This window comes from Halomonas sp. B23F22_10 (genome assembly GCF_043496975.1).
GTDB classification, from domain to species: domain Bacteria; phylum Pseudomonadota; class Gammaproteobacteria; order Pseudomonadales; family Halomonadaceae; genus Halomonas; species Halomonas smyrnensis.
This window is the reverse complement of the sequence record NZ_JBIEKF010000001.1, coordinates 251,666-271,041: the sequence shown is the minus strand read 5'-3', so window position 1 is coordinate 271,041 and position 19,376 is coordinate 251,666. Positions and strand designations below refer to the sequence as shown.

The 19,376-nt window shown below is 69.2% G+C and carries 16 protein-coding genes; 8 read left to right on the top strand and 8 right to left on the bottom strand.

From position 1 onward, the window contains the following. Positions 1-113: 113 nt before the first annotated feature. From trmA to ACGTNF_RS01155, 3 genes are all read right to left on the bottom strand, one after another. Entirely contained in the window at positions 114-1,220 is a 1,107-nt protein-coding gene (gene trmA / locus ACGTNF_RS01165) for a tRNA (uridine(54)-C5)-methyltransferase TrmA (protein WP_394600049.1), read from the bottom strand. Positions 1,221-1,323: 103 nt separating this feature from the next. Next, complete coding sequence (murI, locus tag ACGTNF_RS01160) at positions 1,324-2,100, bottom strand: glutamate racemase (protein ID WP_394600048.1); 777 nt, start codon at positions 2,098-2,100, stop codon at positions 1,324-1,326. 171 nt (positions 2,101-2,271) lie between these two features. Further along, positions 2,272-2,817: a hemerythrin domain-containing protein gene (locus tag ACGTNF_RS01155; RefSeq protein ID WP_394600529.1), complete on the bottom strand. Its 546-nt coding sequence runs from the start codon at positions 2,815-2,817 to the stop codon at positions 2,272-2,274. A 195-nt stretch (positions 2,818-3,012) separates the two neighbouring features. On the opposite strand from ACGTNF_RS01155, the gene ACGTNF_RS01150 reads away from it, so the two are divergent. Then, positions 3,013-4,350: a replication-associated recombination protein A gene (locus tag ACGTNF_RS01150; RefSeq protein ID WP_394600046.1), complete on the top strand. Its 1,338-nt coding sequence runs from the start codon at positions 3,013-3,015 to the stop codon at positions 4,348-4,350. Positions 4,351-4,453: 103 nt separating this feature from the next. Here ACGTNF_RS01150 and lolA read toward each other — a convergent pair whose 3' ends face one another. Both lolA and ACGTNF_RS01140 read right to left on the bottom strand, forming a co-directional pair. Further along, positions 4,454-5,083, bottom strand: coding sequence for an outer membrane lipoprotein periplasmic chaperone LolA (lolA, locus tag ACGTNF_RS01145; protein ID WP_394600045.1), 630 nt, complete (start codon positions 5,081-5,083; stop codon positions 4,454-4,456). 107 nt (positions 5,084-5,190) lie between these two features. After that, a complete protein-coding gene (locus ACGTNF_RS01140) occupies positions 5,191-8,541 on the bottom strand; it encodes a DNA translocase FtsK (RefSeq protein WP_394600044.1) in 3,351 nt (1,116 codons plus the stop codon). Positions 8,542-8,779: 238 nt separating this feature from the next. Between ACGTNF_RS01140 and aat the strand changes: the two genes are divergently transcribed. The 3 genes from aat (at position 8,780) to infA (ending at position 10,628) form a co-directional block, all read left to right on the top strand. Further along, the gene (gene aat / locus ACGTNF_RS01135) at positions 8,780-9,559 is read left to right on the top strand and encodes a leucyl/phenylalanyl-tRNA--protein transferase (protein ID WP_394600043.1); all 780 of its coding nucleotides are present in this window, start codon (positions 8,780-8,782) and stop codon (positions 9,557-9,559) included. After that, positions 9,549-10,286, top strand: coding sequence for an arginyltransferase (locus tag ACGTNF_RS01130; protein WP_394600041.1), 738 nt, complete (start codon positions 9,549-9,551; stop codon positions 10,284-10,286). Before aat ends, ACGTNF_RS01130 begins: the two co-directional genes overlap by 11 nt. Before the next feature lie 123 nt (positions 10,287-10,409). Further along, positions 10,410-10,628, top strand: coding sequence for a translation initiation factor IF-1 (gene infA, locus ACGTNF_RS01125; RefSeq protein ID WP_013332816.1), 219 nt, complete (start codon positions 10,410-10,412; stop codon positions 10,626-10,628). A 245-nt stretch (positions 10,629-10,873) separates the two neighbouring features. Here infA and clpA read toward each other — a convergent pair whose 3' ends face one another. The 3 genes from clpA to ACGTNF_RS01110 form a co-directional block, all read right to left on the bottom strand. Next, on the bottom strand, positions 10,874-13,150 hold the full coding sequence (gene clpA / locus ACGTNF_RS01120) for an ATP-dependent Clp protease ATP-binding subunit ClpA (RefSeq protein ID WP_016855970.1): 2,277 nt from the start codon (positions 13,148-13,150) through the stop codon (positions 10,874-10,876). A gap of 135 nt (positions 13,151-13,285) precedes the next feature. Further along, positions 13,286-13,648 carry an ATP-dependent Clp protease adapter ClpS gene (gene clpS, locus ACGTNF_RS01115; protein ID WP_394600039.1) on the bottom strand — a complete coding sequence of 121 codons (363 nt, stop codon included), beginning with the start codon at positions 13,646-13,648 and terminating at the stop codon, positions 13,286-13,288. A gap of 222 nt (positions 13,649-13,870) precedes the next feature. Continuing rightward, positions 13,871-16,105, bottom strand: a complete 2,235-nt coding sequence (locus tag ACGTNF_RS01110) for an NADP-dependent isocitrate dehydrogenase (RefSeq protein ID WP_394600038.1) — start codon at positions 16,103-16,105, stop codon at positions 13,871-13,873. 274 nt (positions 16,106-16,379) lie between these two features. Here ACGTNF_RS01110 and ACGTNF_RS01105 point away from each other — a divergent pair, with 274 nt between their 5' ends. From ACGTNF_RS01105 to hflD, 4 genes are all read left to right on the top strand, one after another. Next, positions 16,380-17,030, top strand: coding sequence for a pseudouridine synthase (locus ACGTNF_RS01105; RefSeq protein ID WP_394600036.1), 651 nt, complete (start codon positions 16,380-16,382; stop codon positions 17,028-17,030). After that, on the top strand, positions 17,027-17,476 hold the full coding sequence (locus ACGTNF_RS01100; RefSeq protein WP_394600034.1) for an NUDIX domain-containing protein: 450 nt from the start codon (positions 17,027-17,029) through the stop codon (positions 17,474-17,476). The genes ACGTNF_RS01105 and ACGTNF_RS01100 overlap by 4 nt, the downstream gene beginning before the upstream one ends. A 101-nt stretch (positions 17,477-17,577) precedes the next feature. Then, the gene (gene mnmA, locus ACGTNF_RS01095) at positions 17,578-18,708 is read left to right on the top strand and encodes a tRNA 2-thiouridine(34) synthase MnmA (protein WP_394600033.1); all 1,131 of its coding nucleotides are present in this window, start codon (positions 17,578-17,580) and stop codon (positions 18,706-18,708) included. After that, a complete protein-coding gene (gene hflD, locus ACGTNF_RS01090; RefSeq protein WP_016855964.1) occupies positions 18,705-19,346 on the top strand; it encodes a high frequency lysogenization protein HflD in 642 nt (213 codons plus the stop codon). The genes mnmA and hflD overlap by 4 nt, the downstream gene beginning before the upstream one ends. The last annotated feature ends 30 nt before the right edge of the window (positions 19,347-19,376 follow it).

Genomic DNA, 19,376 nt, shown 5'->3' with positions numbered 1-19,376 from the left:
GCCTCTGACACGAAACACCCCAGCCACATGCCGGTTCCCTCATGTCCATGTCGGTTGCGCATCGCCCTTGACAATCCTTCTGGCAGCGAGGCGTCCCTTTCAGGCGGGCCGGACTAGCGGCGCCGCTCCAGCAGGACGCCGCATTCGCAGTGGTGCGTCCAGGGGAACTGGTCGAAGAGCGCGAAGCGCACCACCTGATGGGTGCGGGTCAGGGTCTCCAGGTTGTCGGCGAGCGTATCCGGGTTGCAAGAAATATAGACGATACGCTCATAGTCACTGAGTTGGCGACAGCTGTCCTCGTCGAGCCCGGCCCGCGGCGGGTCGACCAGCACGGTGGAGAAGTCGTAGTCGTCGAGGCCGAACTCGGCGACCCGGCGGCCGCCCTTCTCGCCGCGCAGCGCCTGGGAGAATTCCTCGGCGGACATGCGACCCACGACGGCGTTGTCGACGCCGTTGGCGGCCAGGTTCTCGCGGGCGCTGGCGACCGAGGTGCGCGAGATCTCGGTGGCCAGCACGCGGCGGAAGTTCTCGGCCAGGGCGATGGTGAAGTTGCCGTTGCCGCAGTACAGCTCCACCAGGTCGCGCTCGGCGCTGCCGGCGGTGACGTCCCGGGCCCAGGACAGCATCGAGCGGCAGATCTCGGCGTTGGGCTGGGTGAAGCTGTTCTCGACCTGCTGGTAGACGAGCTCGCGGCCGTCGACGCTGAGCCGCTCCCAGACGTGGTCGCGGGTCAGCACCAGGCGTTGCTTGCGGGCCCGGCCGATGATCATGATGCCCAGCGCCTGCTCCAGCGCGCGGGCCTCGGCCTCCCACGCCTCGTCGAGCTGGCGGTGATAGATCAGCGTCACCAGCGCCTCGCCGGTCAGGGTGGTGAGAAATTCCACCTGGAACAGCCGATGGCGCAGGGTCGGGTTGTCGAGCAGCCGCTCGCGCAGCGCCGGCATCAGCTCGTTGATGCGCCGGCCGGCCACCGGGTAGTCGTCCAGGCGCACCACGGTCTTGTGCTTGGGGTCGTCGGGATCGACCTCGAACATGGCGTAGTAGAGATCGTCGCCCTCGTGCCAGACCCGGAATTCGCAGCGCTGGCGGTAGTGGCTCGGAGGCGACGGATACACCTCCAGCGACGGCGGGTTGAAGCGGTCGAACTGGTCGGTCAGGCGGTCGCGCTTGGCCGCGAGCTGCTCGTCATAGCGGTCGGGGTCGACAACGGGAATGGCCACGGCGGCTCCTGGAAGATGGTCGGTCGAAGGAAATGGTCGAATACGGGCAGAAAAGACGGAAGGTGCGGCGCCCCGAGCGGCATTCGCCTCGGCACGTACGGCCTCAAGGCAGCACGAGCGGGTGCGTCTCGACGAAGCCAAAGCCGGCGAGCCCGCGGGCCAGCGCCGGATCGGGGCCGGTGACCCAGCCCCGCTCGACGGCCGGGCGGCGCTGCGGCGCGGCGATCACCTGGCCGGTGCGCCGGGCGATGGCGTCGCCGGAGTCGACCCAGCGCACCGGATGCGGCACCGCGGCCTCGAGGCTCTCGCGCAGCAGCGGGAAGTGGGTGCAGCCGAGCACCAGGGTATCGAGATCCGGCAGCTCGGCCAGCGGCGCCAGCACCCGGCGCAGCACCTCGGGGTCCGGCGGCTCGCCGGCCACCAGACGCTCGGCCTGACCCACCAGCGGGTCGGCGGCCAGGCGCGTCACCCGGCAATCGCCGGCGAAGGCCTCGATCAGCCGCGCGGTGTAGGGCCGCGCCACGGTGGCGCTGGTGGCGAGCAGGCCGATATGACGGCTCTCGCTGGCCCCGGCGGCGGGCTTGATCGCCGGCACGGTGCCCACCACCGGCACCGACAGCCGCTCGCGCAGGGCGTCGAGGGCCAGGGTGCTGGCGGTGTTGCAGGCGACCACCAGCCCGCAGGCGCCGCTGGCGGCCACCGCCGCCTCGCACACGGCGAGGATGCGCGCCACCAGCCAGTCGTCCTCGCGCACGCCGTAGGGCAGCATGGCGTTGTCGCAGGCGTAGGCCAGGGCGACCTCCGGCAGGCGGCGGCGCAGCGCCTCGACCACCGAGAGCCCGCCGACGCCGGAATCGAACACCAGCACCGGCCCCGTCATCGGCACGCCACCACGCGCTCGCCCCCCGGGCGGGTCGGCACGGGGGGCGAAGTGACACTGTGGAGGATCGAGGCGAACATTGGCATCGCAGGCCTTCCGTCAGACGATGCGGCGCATTCTACCTCAGTGGCGCCGGGACTCGAAGCCATCGCCCGGCGGCGACGACGGGGATCAGGTCACGGGCTCCGGCGCATCGCGCAGCTCGGCGTAGAGCTCGGGATAGGCCTCCTGCAGGCGCTCGAGCTGTGCCGTGGCGCCATCGGGCAGCGCCTCGGCCAGCCGTTCGAGGTCGCCCTCGGCGAAGTGCTCGCGGATCAGCGGGAAGAGCAGCTCGCGCTCGTCGCGCAGATAGGCCCGATGCGCGTCGAGATAGGCCTTGAGGTCGTCGGCGAAGCGATCCATGGGCATGACGGCATCCATGAGGATCATGTCGAGGTCGCCGGAAAGCCGCTTTAACTGGGCCTTGAGGGCACGATAGTTCTTGGCCAGCCGCTCGGTCACCTCCTCGGTCTGAGGGGCCAGCTCCTTCAGGCGCTCGGAGCAGACGCTCTCCAGCGGCTGACTGAAGCCGTCCTGATAATCGAGAATATAATCCACGACTTCCCGCACCAGCTGGAAATTGGGGCGTTCGCCCTCGGCCAGGGTCTTCTGCTTGAGCTGTAGAACGTGCAACATGCGGGCCATGTTGGCATGATCCTGGCGCAGTTGGTTCAGCATGGGCATTGCGGCAGCCTCCTCAATATCGGTCATGGACGGAAGGCACTGGTGTTAGACGCGCCTTCGCCCTCCGGGTTCCTGGCCAATGGCACCGGCCGTCAGGGTTCGCCCACCTCGTTCGGGATCTGGCGATGCCGGGAGCGAATGCCCGACATCGCGTATCCAACATAGCAGCCGTCAGCGAAGGAGTCAGAAATGGACCTGTTCCAGCAGGCCAGCAGCGAGGAGAGGGCCCCCCTGGCCTGGCGCATGCGCCCCCGCCGGCTGGCCGATTACGTGGGTCAACCGGCGCTGGTCGGCCCCGGCAAGCCGCTGCGCCGCATGGCCGAGGGCGGCCCGGTGCGCTCGATGATCCTGTGGGGCCCGCCGGGCACCGGCAAGACCACCCTGGCCGAGATCCTCGCCGAGGAGTCCGGCGCCCATCTCGAGCGCCTCTCGGCGGTGATGGCCGGGGTCAAGGACATCCGCGCGGCGGTGGACCGCGCCCGCAGCGCCCAGGGCCAGGACCGCCCCACCCTGCTGTTCCTCGACGAGATCCACCGGCTCAACAAGAGCCAGCAGGACGCCCTGCTGCCCCATGTCGAGTCCGGCCTGCTGACGCTGATCGGCGCCACCACCGAGAACCCCTCGTTCGAGGTCAACTCGGCGCTGCTGTCCCGGGCCCGGGTGCACGTGCTCAAGTCGCTCACCGACGACGACGTGACCGAGGTGCTCAGGCGCGCGCTCGCCGACGCCGACCGCGGACTGGGCGCCCGCAACATCGCCGTGGACGACGAGGTGCTCGCGCTGCTGGCCCGGGCCGCCGCCGGCGACGCCCGACGCGCCCTGGGCCTGCTGGAGACCGCCTGCGACTTCACAACCGCGGAAGGCAACGGCGAGCGCCTGCCCCGCGAGGCGCTGGAGGACGTGATCGGGCACCAGGCCAGCGCCTTCGACAAGCAGGGCGACCATTTCTACGACCTGCTCTCGGCGATCCACAAGTCGGTCCGCTCCTCGCGGCCGGACGCCGCCCTGCTCTACATCGCCCGCTTCATGCAGGGCGGCGGTGACCCGCTGGACGTGATCCGCCGGCTGACCGCCATCGCCTCCGAGGACGTCGGCAACGCCGACCCCAAGGCGCTGCCGCTGACCATGGCGGCCTGGGACGCCTATCTGCGTCTCGGCGACCACGAGGGCCAGCGCGCCATCGCCCACGCCGCCGTCCACCTGGCGGTGGCGCCCAAGAGCAATGCCGTCGACCAGGCCTGGCATCGCGCCAAGGCATTCGCCGCCGCCCAGCCGCGCCTCGAGGTACCCACCTACCTGCGCAACGCGCCCACCAAGCTGATGGAATCGCTGGGCCACGGCGACGGATACCGCTGGGCCCACGCCGAGCCCAACAGCTATCCCGCCGGCAGCGCCCATAATTGCTGGCCGGACGACGTGCCCCTCGAGCGCTTCTACGAGCCGACCGCCAACGGCCAGGAGAAGCGCTACGGCCAGATGCTGGAGTGGCGCGCCGAGCTCGACGCCCAGGCGGATCGCGGGGAATAGCGGCAAGCGGCACATCCACGGCGTGACACCACCCGAAACACAAGAAAACCCGATGGCCAGGGCCTTCGGGTTTTCTTGTAGCTCGGCGCTTGTAGCTCGGCGCTTACTGCGATTCGCGAATCACGTCGGTGCCTTCCGGCAGCGCCATGTCGAAGCGCGAGTCCTCGACCGAGATGTTCTGCTCGACGTCGTCGAACTCGATGGCGGTGCGCTGGCCGGTGCTGTCGGTCATCTGCAGGAAGCCGAGCCGTTCGCCGTAGAAGGTCAGCTTGAGCTCCTCGAACAGGGTGTCCGGGCTCTTCGGCACCAGTTCGAAGGTCTCGGCGGTGCCCTGCTGGCTGCTGGAGACCTCGTAACTGTCGGTCAGCTGGTCGGCGCTGCCGGACAGCAGCAGCGCCGGCGTGTGGGTCACCCGGTCGTCCAGCGGCTGGACAGTGGCCTGCTGGAGGTCGGGGTCGTAGAGCGTGACCTCGTCGCCGTCGGAGACCACGACCTGCTCATAGGGCGCGTTCACCTCCCAGCGGAAGCGGCCCGGGCGCGACAGCCACATGCGGCCACTGGCCTCCTGCAGGCGCTGGCCGGAGCCGTCGAGGATCTGCTGGTCGAAGTCGGCGACGTAGGTGTCCAGCGGCTCGAGCATGCGCGCCAGCCGCTCGGCGCCTTCGTTGGCCATGGCGGTCAGCGGGGTCAGGGCCACCAGGGCCAGCGCGGCGAAGGATCGTTTCATGGTCATCTCCTGTTTCCCTCAAGGTCTAGGGCATCCTGCCCGTTAAGACTGCACAAGCCGCGGCGGGTTGCCTCCCCGCCGCGGCTTGCATGGTGATTGCACGATCGGCGGGCTCAGTCGCCCGCCGGGGGCGGCGCCAGCACCTCGCGGGCGCCGTTGGTCCCCATGGTCGAGACCACGCCGGCCGTCTCCATCGCCTCGACCAGGCGTGCCGCCCGGTTGTAGCCGATCTTGAAGCGCCGCTGGACCGCCGAGATCGAGGCCCGACGGCTCTCGGTGACGAAGGCCACCGCCTCGTCGTAGAGGGCATCCTGCTCGGCGTCGTCGTCGCCGCCACCGCCGCCCTCGGCTTCGAGGCCGGCCAGGGCATCGGCGGACACGCCACCGGAGAGGATCTCTTCGATGTACTCCGGCTCGCCGCGACGCTTCCAGTCCTCGACCACCCGATGCACCTCGTCGTCGTCGACGAAGGCACCGTGCACGCGGGTCGGCATGCCGGACCCGGCGGGCAGGTAGAGCATGTCGCCGTGGCCCAGCAGGTTCTCGGCGCCGCCCTGGTCGAGGATGGTGCGCGAGTCGACCCGGGAGGAGACCTGGAACGCCATGCGGGTGGGGATGTTGGCCTTGATCAGGCCGGTCACCACGTCCACCGAGGGCCGCTGGGTGGCGAGGATCAGGTGGATGCCGGCGGCACGGGCCTTCTGGGCCAGGCGCGCGATCAGCTCCTCGACCTTCTTGCCGACGATCATGAACATGTCGGCGAACTCGTCGATCACCACCACGATGTAAGGCAGCTTCTCGAGCACCGGCGGCGCCTGGTGCATCTCCCAGGGCTGCGGTTCCCACAGCGGATCGGCGACCTGGGCCCCGGCGCGCTCGGCCTCGTCGAGCTTGGCGTTGAAGCCGGCGATGTTGCGCACCCCCATGGCGGCCATCAGCTTGTAGCGCCGCTCCATCTCGGCCACGCACCAGCGCAGGGCGTTGGCGGCCTCCTTCATGTCGGTGACCACTGGGGCCAGCAGGTGCGGAATGCCGTCGTAGACCGACAGCTCCAGCATCTTCGGGTCCACCATGATCATGCGGACCTCTTCCGGCTTGGCCTTGAGCAGCATGGAGATCAGCATCGCGTTGACCCCCACCGACTTGCCCGAGCCGGTGGTGCCGGCCACCAGCAGGTGCGGCATCTTGCCGAGGTTGGCGACCACGGCGCCGCCGCCGATGTCCTGGCCGAGCGCCATGGTCAACGCCGAGGCCTCGTGCTGGTAGCGGTCGGAGTCGATCACCTCGCGCAGGCGGATCATGGCGCGGTTGGGGTTGGGGATCTCGATGCCCACCGTGGGCCGGCCCGGGATCACCTCCACCACGCGCACGCTCTTGACCATCAGCGAGCGCGCCAGGTCCTTGGCCAGGTTGCTGATCTTGGAGACCTTCACCCCTGCCGCCGGCTTGATCTCGAAGCGCGTGATCACCGGCCCCGGCCAGGTGTCGACCACCTCGGCCTTGACCCCGTACTCGCGCAGCCGGACCTCCAGCAGCTCGGCCATCTCGGCCAGCTGCTCGTCGGTGTAGTTGGGCTGATGGTCCTGGGGCGGCGTCAGCAGGCGCAGGCTCGGCAGCTCGCCTTCGGGCTCGGCGAACGCCTCCACCTCGGCGCCCTGGTTCTGCAGGTGCTCCACGGTCCACAGCGTCGGGCCGTCGGGCTCGTCGGCGGCCTGACGCGCCTGCTCGGCGGTCGCCACCTGCTCGGCGGGCGTCTCCTGAGGGTGCGGCGTCTCGGTCGACCGCGAGGCGGGCGCGGCCGGCATGGAAGACGACGGCAGCGGCGCCTCGTCATCGTCGTCCGGCAGCACCGGGTCGGGGATCACCTCCGGCACGCGGCGCGGCTCGGCCCGCTCGGGCGGCGGCGTCGATGCCGCCTCGCTGAGCTCGCGCTCCGCCGGCGCGGCCGGTTCGGCCGAGGACTCACGGGGAGCCGCCGGCTCGTGAGACGCCTCGGGCGCCTGGGGCTCGGCCGGCTGATTCGGTGCGAGCTCGCGCTCGGCCTGGGCCGAAGGTTCGAGCTCGTCAGACGACCAGGGCGGCGCGGCGGCCTCGGCTGGCGCCTCGGGCGACGGCGTCCCGGATGACGGCCGCTCGACCGTCGACGAGGCGGGCTCGCGCGGCGGCTCGGCCTCCGGTGCCGGCTCGTGGGACCGGGACAACGCGGGCTCCCGAGACTCGGGTGCCGGCTCCTCGTTCTTCTCCTCGTTCTCCTCTCGCTCGCGCGGCACGAACGACTCGTGCCGCGACTCACGAGGCTCGACCGGGGCGCTCTCCCGCGGCGCGAAGGCCTGGGGCGACGGCGCGACGGACTCCCGGGCAGGCTCGGCAGACGAACGCGCCGCTTCGGGCGACTCGCGACGCGGCGCCGGTTCCTCGGCCTTGGGGTCGGGTTCGGACTCGACCACACGGGACGGCGTCGGCGCTGTCGGCCGAGCGTTCTCCGCCGGTGCGGCCGGCGCCTCCGGCTCGGTGGCCCGCAGCGGCATGGCGGCGACGGGCTCGCTGGCCTGGCGCGGCTCGCTGCGCTTGGCGGACAGCGACAGGCTCGGCTCCTGGGCGGTATAGGCCGCCTCCGGGCGCTTCGCCGAGGGTGTGCGCTCGGGCACCTCCCAGGGAATCTCGGTATTGCCGTCGTCGCCGAAGCCGGGCTCGCGACGTCCGCTCTCGGCGGCCAGCGCCGGGGCCGGCTCACGACGCGCCGGCAGCCAGCGGCGCCACCAGGGCGCGCGCTCGGGGATTGCCTCGTCGTCGTGCCCGGGCCGGGGCGAGTCGTCGGCGCTCTTGCCGTCCGGCGAGGCGTCCTTCGCCGGCGCGGGCTCGGCGTCGTCCGCGTCGTCACGCCCGAAGGCGAAGCGCTCGCTGATGCCGGCCCACAGCGAAGTGGCACGCCGACCCAGCTCGTCCATGATGGTCAGCCAGGACCAGCCGCTGAACAGCGGCACGCCGCACAGGATCGCCACCAGCGACAGCAGCGCGGTGCCGCCGGCGCCGACCAGCGGCAGCAGCGCACCGACCAGCCCCTCGCCGAGGATGCCGCCGGCCCCGTAGGGCAGCAGGCTCTCGGGATCGTAGAAGTGCAGCGCACCCAGCGTGGTCGAGCCGAGCAGCAGCAGCATCAGGCCGCCACAGCGCACGGCGAGCGCCGTGGCGTCCCACTCCAGGCGCACCTGACCGGCGCGGATCAGCCACCAGGCGGCGAAGCCGAGCATCGCCGGCCACCACAGGGCACTCCCGCCGAACAGCGAATAGAGCACGTCGGCCAGCCAGGCGCCGATCTGGCCCATCCAGTTGGCCACGTCGGTCTCGGGGCCGCTGCGCGACCAGCCGGGGTCGTCGGGACGAAAGCTGTACAGCGCCAGCAGCAGGAACACGCAGCTCGCCAGCAGCAGGATCACCACGCCCTCGCGCACCGATCCCTGCAACCGCAGTCCGAAGCGTCTGGCCGTTTCCCTGGCAGTCGCCGCGCGTTCGCGTGGCGACGTGGTTGTCTTCTTGGCACTCAAGCTGCCAACCCCCTTGCGCCGAGATGGCGTCTTCCAAATCCAAGGCCGTCAATCATACCGAGCCAGCCGCGCCCGTCACAGGGGGCAGACGACGACTTGAGCCCCGCCACCGCGCCGGTCACACTTGGGCCTCCATGCCCCCGAGGACGTCCGCCCCATGCTGCCCTGGCTTCCCGAGCATCCCGTTCGCTTTCCGCCGGTCGAGTCCGCCCTCGACGACCCCGGCGGCCTGCTGGCCGCCGGCGGCGATCTGAGCCCGGCCTGGCTGCTCAGCGCCTATCGCCACGGCATCTTCCCCTGGTACAGCGAGGGCCAGCCGCTGCTGTGGTGGAGCCCGGACCCGCGCATGGTGCTGTTTCCCGAGGAAGTCCGCGTGCGACGCAGCCTGGCCAAGCGGCTGCGCAACGGCGGCTTCACGGTCACCGGCGACCGCGCCTTCGAGGCCGTGATCCACGCCTGCGCGGCGCCACGTGACGACGAACCCGGCACCTGGATCACGCCCGAGATGGCCCGGGCCTACGCCCGACTGCATGCGCTGGGCGCGGCGCACTCGGTAGAAGTGTGGCAGGACGAGACGCTGGTCGGCGGCCTCTACGGCATCGCCCTGGGACCGGTGTTCTTCGGCGAATCGATGTTCTCGCGAGCGCCCGACGCCTCCAAGGTGGCGCTGGCGTGCCTGGCCCGCACCATGGCCGCCGAGGGCGGCCGGCTGATCGACTGCCAGATGCACACCGCGCATCTGGCGAGCCTGGGCGCCCGGGACATCGCCCGAGCGTCGTTCATCGGCTATCTTGATGAGTGGCTGGACGACGAGATGCCGGCGCCGCGCAGCGACGCCGAGCTCGTCTTTCCGCCGCCGGCATGGTCGTTCGTACGCCTCGACGCCGCGAGACAGATGCCCCCGGGAGCCACAGGAGGCGGCCGCCTTGAGCAGTAACACGCCCCACCAGCCGATTCGCGACCTGCGGTTCTTCCTGACCGTGCCGCACGCCTGCAGCTATCTGGAGGGACGCGAGGCCACCACCCTGTTCCTAGACCCCCAGGAATCGCCGGGCAGCGGCGTCTACGACTCCCTGGCCCCACTCGGCTTCCGGCGCAGCGGGCGCCACCTGTACCGCCCCCACTGCGAGGGCTGCAACGCCTGCGTCTCGGTGCGCATTCCGGTCAGGGGCTTCACCCCCAACCGCACCCAGCGCAAGCTCTACCGCCGTAACGCCGACCTCGAGATCCGCATCCGCCCGGCGCTGTTCGATGCCGAACACTACGGGCTCTACGCCCATTACATCCGCACCCGGCACGCCGACGGCGACATGTACCCGCCCAGCCACGAGCAGTACCGCACCTTCCTGACCCTGAACCAGGACTACGCGCGGATGCTGGAGCTGCGCCTCGACGGCCGGCTGCTGGCCGTGTCAGCCTTCGATCAGCTCTCCCACGGCCTGTCGGCCATCTACACCTTCTTCGACCCGGCCGAGGAGTTCGACCGCCGCTCACTGGGCACCTACGCGGTCCTGGCCCTGGTGGAGCACGCCCGCGCGCTGGGGCTGCCCCACGTCTATCTGGGCTACTGGATCGAGGAGTGCCGCAAGATGGCCTACAAGCAGGCCTTCACCCCCCTGGAACGGCTCGAGGGACGCCACTGGCGGCGCCTGATCCCGACCTGACGTGGCGGCGCTTTTTGCCTTGACGCCCGGCATGCGGCACAATATCGCGCTATCCTGATCGGCACGAGCGGACACACCGCCATTCGTGCCGCCGTTTGTTATCACCAGCGAGGAATTGCCTATATGGCACGCGAAGACCATATCGAAATGGAAGGCGTCGTCGTCGACACGCTGCCCAACACCATGTTCCGGGTCGAACTCGAGAACGGCCACGTGGTGACCGCTCACATCTCGGGCAAGATGCGCAAGAACTACATCCGCATCCTCACCGGCGACAAGGTCAAGGTCGAGCTGACCCCGTACGACCTGTCCAAGGGCCGCATCGTCTACCGCTCTCGCTAGGCCATGCCTGAAAAGTGGCTGCGCTCGGCTATACGGCGTTAACAATCAGCTCAAAGTCCTCATTTACACCCCGGCTTCTCGCTGATTCTTGCCTTGTCTAGCCTTCGCTCGCCGACTTTTCAGACACCGCCTTAGGGCGTGCCAGCAACGCCCTTAGGCCACCCCGCCAGCACGGCTCCCAGACGCACAACGCCCCGTCCGAAGACAGGGCGCTGATGGTTGGCGGGAGCGATCGACGCGCCGCCTCAGGGCGCGTCGGCCAGTTCCGACTCCGATGCCAGGTGCAGCTCGCCGTCCTCCACGCTGACGTGCACCACGCCACCGTGCTCGGCCAGCTCGCCGAACAGGATCAGCTCGGCCAGCGGCTTCTTGAGCCTGTCCTGGATCAGGCGCGCCATCGGCCTCGCCCCCATGTCGGGGTCGTAACCCTTCTCGGCCAGCCAGTCCCGGGCCTCGTCGTCCACGTCGAGCTGCACGCGCTTCTCGTCGAGCTGCGCCTGGAGTTCGATCAGGAACTTGTCGACCACGTTGCGCACCACCTCGGTGGGCAGGGCGTGGAACTGGATGATGCCGTCCAGACGATTGCGGAACTCCGGCGAGAAGGTCTTGCGGATGACCTCCATCGCATCGGTGGAGTGGTCCTGGGTCTGGAAGCCGATCGAGCGCCGCGTGGCCTGCTCGACCCCGGCGTTCGAGGTCATGATCAGGATCACGTGGCGGAAGTCCGCCTCGCGGCCGTTGTTGTCGGTCAGGCGGCCGTGGTCCATCACCTGCAGCAGCAGGTTAAAGACTTCCGGGTGCGCCTTCTCGATCTCGTCGAGCAGCAGCACGCAGTGCGGCTGCTTGGTGATCGCCTCGGTCAGCAGGCCGCCCTGGTCATAGCCGACATAGCCCGGAGGCGCGCCGATCAGCCGCGACACGGTGTGGCGCTCCATGTACTCGGACATGTCGAAACGCACCAGGTCGATCCCCATGATATGGGCCAGCTGGCGAGCCACCTCGGTCTTGCCGACGCCGGTGGGGCCTGCGAACAGGAAGCTGCCCACCGGCTTGTCCGGCGCCTTGAGGCCGGCCCGCGACAGCTTGATGGCCGCCGACAGGCCGTCGATCGCCTCGTCCTGGCCGAACACCAGCATCTTGAGGTCGCGGTCGATGTTGGCCAGCAGCTTGCGATCGGAGCTGGAGACGCTCTTCGGCGGAATCCGCGCGATGGACGCCACCACGGCCTCGACCTGGTCGGTGTCGATGGTGTCGACGCGCACCTCGGGCGGCAGCAGCCGCTGGTGGGCGCCGGCCTCGTCGATCACGTCGATCGCCTTGTCGGGCAGGTGGCGATCGTTGATGTAGCGATCCGCCAGCCGCGAGGCGCTTTCCAGCGCGGCGTCGGTGTACTTGAGGCGGTGGTGCTCCTCGAAGCGCGAACGCAGCCCCTTGAGAATGCGGATGGTGTCCTCCACCGAGGGCGCCATGACGTCGACCTTCTGGAAGCGACGGGCCAGCGCACGGTCCTTCTCGAAGATGCCGCGGAACTCCTGGAAGGTGGTGGAACCGATGCAGCGCAGCTCACCGGAGGACAGCAGCGGCTTGAGCAGGTTGGAGGCATCCATCACGCCGCCCGAGGCCGCCCCGGCGCCGATCACGGTGTGGATCTCGTCGATGAACAGGATGGCGTTGGGCTGCTTGCGCAGCTCCGCCAGCAGCGCCTTGAGACGCTTCTCGAAGTCACCGCGGTACTTGGTGCCGGCCAGCAGCGCGCCCATGTCGAGGGAATAGACGACGGCGTCACCGATCACCTCGGGCACGTCCTCCTCGACGATGCGCTTGGCCAGCCCCTCGGCGATGGCGGTCTTGCCCACGCCGGCCTCGCCGACCAGCAGCGGGTTGTTCTTGCGCCGCCGGGCGAGGATCTGCACCACCCGCTCGAGCTCGTGATCGCGCCCGATCAGCGGGTCGATCTTGCCCATGCGGGCCTGCTCGTTGAGGTTGGTGGCGTAGCCCGTCAGCGGATTGCCGCCCTGCTCGCTGCCGGCCTCCTCGGCGTCCTCGGCCTCGGGTGACGGCGAGCTCTGGCTCTGGCCGTGACCGGCGACCTTGGAGATGCCGTGGGCGATGTAGTTGACGGCGTCCACCCGGGCCACGTTCTGCTGCTTGAGGAAGTAGACGGCCTGACTCTCCTGCTCGGAGAAGATCGCCACCAGCACGTTGGCGCCGGTCACCTCGCTCTTGCCGGAGGACTGCACGTGGAACACCGCGCGCTGCAGGACGCGCTGGAAGCCCAGCGTCGGCTGGGTCTCGCGGTCGGCCTGATCCTCGGGAATCAGCGGCGTGGTGGAATTGATGAAATCCTGCAGGTCGGACCGCAGCTTATCGAGGTTGGCCCCGCAGGCTCGCAGCACGTCCGCCGCCGAGGCGTTGTCGAGCAGCGCCAGCAGCAGGTGCTCCACGGTCATGAACTCGTGACGCTTGGAGCGCGCCACGGTGAAGGCCGTGTTCAGGGTCAGTTCAAGTTCTTTGCTCAGCATGGCAGTCCCCTTCTCGCCGCTTAGGGCTTGCGTCGGATCCTTCTGGGTCCGGCATCATCAACATCGAGCACAAACATCGGCGTTGCAAGTCGCCCCGCCAACGCTGGCGATTTCCTTACTTCGACACGCCGACGCTCAATCCGTTGCCTCGATGTCGCACAGCAGTGGATGCTGGCACTCCCGGGCGTATTCGTTGACCTGATGGCTCTTGGTCTCGGCGATGTCGCGGGTGAAGATCCCGCAGGTCGCCTTGCCCTGGGTATGCACGGCCAGCATGATCTGCACCGCTTTCTCGTTGTCCATGTTGAAGAACGTCTGCAACACTTCCACCACGAACTCCATGGGGGTGAAGTCGTCGTTGTGCAAGACCACCTTGTACATCGGCGGTTGCGCCAGCGCCGGCTCCGACGCCTGTACCGCCAGGTCGTCATCGCCCTCCTCGTCCGGCCCCGGGGGGCGCGTCATGCCGGCATGAACCGACGCGCGCGGCGCCGTCATGCCCTCTTCCTGTGTCTTGAACATAATCTTCACTGTCGCTATCGACAAGCCGGCCGTTGCCGGGCATTCCAACCGTGTTTGGACGCCGGCGTGACGACCGGGTTCATCGGGGTTCGCTCACTGTGCCGTCTTTGTCCGCCGCCAGCAATGCAACGGCCCCCGCCCGGGAACGGGCGGGGGCCGGAACACGTCAGCAACGTGCCTGTCGCGGGGCGGTCGCGCTTAGCGCTCGGCCACCAGCTCCAGGGCCGCGTTGAGGGTGCGGCTGGGGCGCATCACGGCATCGGCCAGCTCGCCGTTGGCGTGATAGTAGCCTCCGATGTCGACCGCCTGCCCCTGCACGGCGTTGAGCTCCTCGACGATGACCGCCTCCTTGGCGGTCAGCTCGGCGGCGAGCTTGCCGAACAGCGCCTTCAGCTCGGCATCCTCGTCCTGGGCGGCCAGCGCCTCGGCCCAGTACATGGCCAGGAAGAAGTGGCTGCCGCGGTTGTCGAGCTCACCGACCTTGCGCGACGGCGACTTGTTGCTGTCGAGGAACTTGCCGTTGGCCTCGTCCAGCGCCTTGGCCAGCACGCGGGCACGGGAGTTGTCGAAGGTCTTGCCCAGATGCTCGAGGGACGCGGCCAGGGCCAGGAACTCGCCCAGCGAATCCCAGCGCAGGTGGTTCTCCTCGAGCAGCTGCTGGACGTGCTTCGGCGCGGAGCCGCCGGCGCCGGTCTCGAACAGGCCGCCGCCGTTCATCAGCGGCACGATGGACAGCATCTTGGCGCTGGTGCCGAGCTCCATGATCGGGAACAGGTCGGTCAGGTAGTCGCGCAGCACGTTGCCGGTCACCGAGATGGTGTCCTCGCCGCGACGGATGCGCTCGAGGGAGAGCTCCATCGCCTCGACCGGCGCCATGATGCGGATGTCCAGGCCGTCGGTGTCGTGATCCTTGAGGTAGGCCTCGACCTTGTTGATCAGCTGGGCATCGTGGGCGCGTTCGGCATCGAGCCAGAACACCGCCGGCGCGCCGCTCTCGCGGGCGCGGGACACGGCCAGCTTGACCCAGTCGCGGATCGGCGCGTCCTTGGTCTGGCACATGCGCCAGATGTCGCCCTCTTCCACCGCGTGCTCGAACAGCACCTCGCCGGCCTCATCGGTCACGCGCACGGTGCCATCGGCGGGAATCTGGAAGGTCTTGTCGTGAGAGCCGTACTCCTCGGCCTTCTGCGCCATCAGGCCGACGTTGGGCACGCTGCCCATGGTGGTCGGATCGAAGGCGCCGTTCTTCTTGCAGTCCTCGATGGTGGCCTGATAGATGCCGGCATAGCAGCGATCCGGGATCACCGCCTTGGTGTCGTGCAGGGCGTCATCGGCACCCCACATCTTGCCGGAATCGCGGATCATCGCCGGCATGGAGGCGTCGATGATCACGTCGCTCGGCACGTGCAGGTTGGTGATGCCCTTGTAGGAATCGACCATGGCCAGGCTCGGGCGCTCGGCGTACAGCGCCTCGACGTCGGCCTCGATCTCGGCCTGCTTGTCGGCCGGCAGCTTGGCCATGGTGGCGTACAGGTCGCCGATGCCGTTGGTGGCGTCGAAACCGACCTCTTCCAGCGCCTCGGCGTGCTTCTCGAGCACGTCGCGGTAGAACTCGTCGACCACCATGCCGAACATGATCGGGTCGGAGACCTTCATCATGGTCGCCTTGAGGTGCAGGGAGAACAGCACGCCCTGGGCCTTGGCGTCGGCGATCTGCTCGGCGACGAAGGCGGACAGCGCCTTGCGGCTCATCATGGCGCCGTCGATCACCTCGCCGGCCAGCACCGGGGTGCGCTCCTTGAGCACGCTGACGCTGCCGTCCTGGCCGACCAGTTCGATCTTGACCGCGCCGTCGGCGCCGATCTCGGCGGACTTCTCGCTGCCGTAGAAGTCACCCTCGCTCATGTGAGCGACGTGGGAGCGGGAACCGGACTGCCACTCGCCCATGCGGTGCGGGTACTTGCTAGCGTAGTTCTTGACCGAGCGCGGCGCACGGCGGTCGCTGTTGCCCTCGCGCAGCACCGGGTTCACGGCACTGCCCTTGACGCGGTCGTAGCGGGCCTTGGCCTCGCGCTCGGCATCGCTGCTCGGCTCGTCCGGATAGTCGGGCAGCGCATAACCCTGGCCCTGGAGCTCCTTGATGGCGGCCTTGAGCTGCGGCAGGGAGGCGCTGATGTTGGGCAGCTTGATGATGTTGGCTTCCGGCGTCTTGGCCAGATCGCCCAGCTCGGCCAGGTGATCGCCCAGCTGCTGCTCGTCGCTGAGGACATCGGGGAACTGCGAGATGATACGCCCGGCCAGGGAGATATCACGGGTCTCGACGGTGATGCCGGCGGAATCGGTGTAGGCGTCGATGATCGGCAACAGGGAGTGGGTCGCCAGAGCCGGCGCTTCGTCGGTCAGCGTATAGATAATCTTCGGCGTTTTGGACATGTGGCGTAGATCTCTCTGGTCACTGCGGTACATGAAACGGATCGAAGCGCACACTCTCGATGTCGGCGACACGGGCAACCAGGGCGACCGCCGCTCGGCGCGATCGCCGACACTCGGCATCGGCCATCCCTCTGAGCGGGTCACGCCAGGCCCGAAAAATGACGAGGGCGCTCCGGCGAGCGTCGCGCAGTATACCAGCCCGCCGCCCACGACGCATGACAGCGATCGTCGCCGATCCCTGCCATCCCGACGCGCCGGGCGGTAAGATACGCCCATGAGCCGCTTATATCTCTTTCACAAGCCCTATCGTGTGCTGTCCCAGTTCACCGACAAGGGCGACGCCGAGGGCGCGCCCCGCGCCACCCTGGCCGACTATCTCGACGTGCCCGGCATCTATCCGGCGGGCCGACTCGACCACGACTCCGAGGGCCTGCTGCTGCTTTCCGACGACGGCGAGCTGATCCACCGCATCAGCCATCCGCGCCACAAGCAGCCCAAGACCTATCGCGTGCAGGTCGAGGGCCGGCCCGACGATGCCGCCCTGGAGGCCCTGCGCCGTGGGGTCGAGCTCAAGGACGGCCCGACCCGGCCGGCCCGGGTCCGCCGCCTCGAGGCCAGCGAGCTGCCCGAGCGCGAGCCGCCGCTGGACCCGAGGCGCCACCCCGACACCTCCTGGCTGGAGCTGGTCATCTCCGAGGGCCGCAATCGCCAGGTGAGACGCATGACCGCCCATGTCGGGCACCCCACCCTGCGCCTGGTGCGGGTGGCGATCGGCCCCTGGTCGCTCGACGGCCTGGCCCCCGGCGAATGGCGCCGCGAGACCCTGCACGCGCCCGCGCCGCCCTCGAACCGTCGCGACACCGGCCGCCGGGACGCCGGCCGCCGGAACGGCAAGCCACGCCCCGGCGGGAGGACGCGCCGATGAGTCGCTGGCATCCCCTCGTCACCGTGGCCACCGTGGTCGAACGCGCCGGACGCTTCCTGATCGTCGAGGAAGACCGGGGCGGGCCGCACACCGTCTTCAACCAGCCCGCCGGGCACCTGGAACCGGACGAGCGCATCCAGGACGCCGCCCTGCGCGAGCTGCGCGAGGAAACCGCCTGGCAGGTCGGTCTCAGCGACTATCTGGGCATCTACGTCTACCGGGCGCCGGACGGCACCACCTTCCACAGCCACGGCTTCTACGGCATGGCGCTGGCCCGGCTGGGCAACGAGCTGGACCCGGCGATACAGGCCACCCACTGGGTGACGCTGGAGGAGCTGGAGGCGCTGGAACGCCTGGGCCGGCTGCGCAGCCCGCTGGTGCTGCGCCGCGTGCGCGACGCCCTGGCCGGGCGCTTCTATCCCATGGACGTGATTCACGAACGATAACCGCGCAAGCCGCCCAGAGACGACGCCGATGGCGCTCGAAGCGCGCCATCGGTGTCGTGTATAATCCCGCCCATTTGCGACCACCCCAATCCGAGAGCGTCATGACAGCCACCCAAGGCAAGGTGATCGTCGGCATGTCCGGCGGCGTCGATTCCTCCGTCTCCGCCCTGCTCCTGCTCGAGCAGGGCTATGAGGTCGAGGGCCTGTTCATGAAGAACTGGGACGAGGACGACGGCACCGAATACTGCACCGCCAAGGAAGACCTGGCGGACGCCGAGGCCGTGTGCGCCAAGCTCGGCATCACGTTGCACACCGCCAACTTCGCCGCCGAGTACTGGGACAACGTCTTCGAGCACTTCCTGGCCGAGTACCAGGCCGGGCGCACGCCGAATCCGGACATCCTCTGCAACCGCGAGATCAAGTTCAAGGTGTTCCTCGAGTACGCCGAGATGCTCGGCGCCGAGCGCATCGCCACCGGCCACTACGTGCGCGGCGGCCACGCCCGCGGCGAGCTCGACGGGGTCGAGCGCCCGCGGCTGTTCAAGGGGCTCGACGCCAACAAGGACCAGAGCTACTTCCTACACGCCGTGCCCGAGACGGCCATCGCCCGCACCCTGTTCCCGGTCGGCGAGCTGGAGAAGCCCGAGGTCCGCGCCCTGGCCGAGCGCCATGACCTGGTGACCGCGCGCAAGAAGGACTCCACCGGCATCTGCTTCATCGGCGAGCGCCGCTTCCGCGACTTCCTGCAGCAGTACCTGCCCGCCCAGCCCGGCACCATCGAGACCCCGGACGGCGACGTCATCGGCGAGCACATGGGCCTGATGTACTACACCCTCGGCCAGCGCCAGGGGCTCGGCATCGGCGGGCTCGCCAACTACTCCGACGCGCCCTGGTTCGTGGCCGACAAGGACCTCGAGCGCAACGTGCTGGTGGCCGTGCAGGGCAAGCATCACCCGCTGCTCTACACCGACAGCCTGGCCACCGAGCCGATGGACTGGGTCGCCGGCGAGCCGCCAGCCGCCGAGGGCCGCCTCACCGCCAAGACCCGCTACCGCCAGGAAAACGTGGCCTGCCGCTTCGAGACCACCGAGGACGGCGGCGTGCGGGTGCGCTTCGACGAGCCCCAGCGCGCCGTGACCCCCGGCCAGTCGCTGGTGCTCTACGACGGCGAGATCTGCCTGGGCGGCGGCGTGATCAAGGCCATCTGGAACGCCGAGGAGCGCGCGCGATGAACGGCACCACGCCCATTCACCGCGCCCCCGACTCGCCCGTCGCCCGCCAGGCCCTCGCGCTGGCCGGGGTCTTCCAGGCCGCCAGCCAGGTCGACCAGCTGGCCCGCACCGGCCAGGTCGACCAGCGCGCCTGGGAGACCCTGATCCACGCCACCCTGGACACCGACCCGGCCAGCTTCGAGGCCATCTACGGCGGCCATCCCAACAACCTGCGCCAGGGCATCGAGACCCTGGAGGGCATGCTGGGCCGCCGCCAGGCCAACCCGGTGGTGATGCGCTATGGTTTCTCGCTGCTGATGCTGATGAGCAAGCTGAGAAACGACGCCGACATGATGGACACCCTGGGCACCCGGCTGACCCGCATCCAGGGCCAGGCCGAGCACTTCGGCGAGACCCACGAGAACGTGGTCGCCAGCCTCGGCGAGGCCTACCAGGACACCATCTCCACCTTCAAGAGCCGGATCGTCGTCCAGGGCGATCCCTCGCTGCTGCAGAGCCGCATGATGCCCGAGCGCGTGCGCGCCTGCCTGCTGACCGGCATCCGCTTCGCGCTGCTGTGGCACCAGCAGGGCGGCCGCCGCTGGAAGCTGATGTTCCAGCGCGGCGCCCTCAAGAAGGCCCTGGACGAGCTGAACTGATTTCCCCCACTGATTTCTCCACCACGCCAC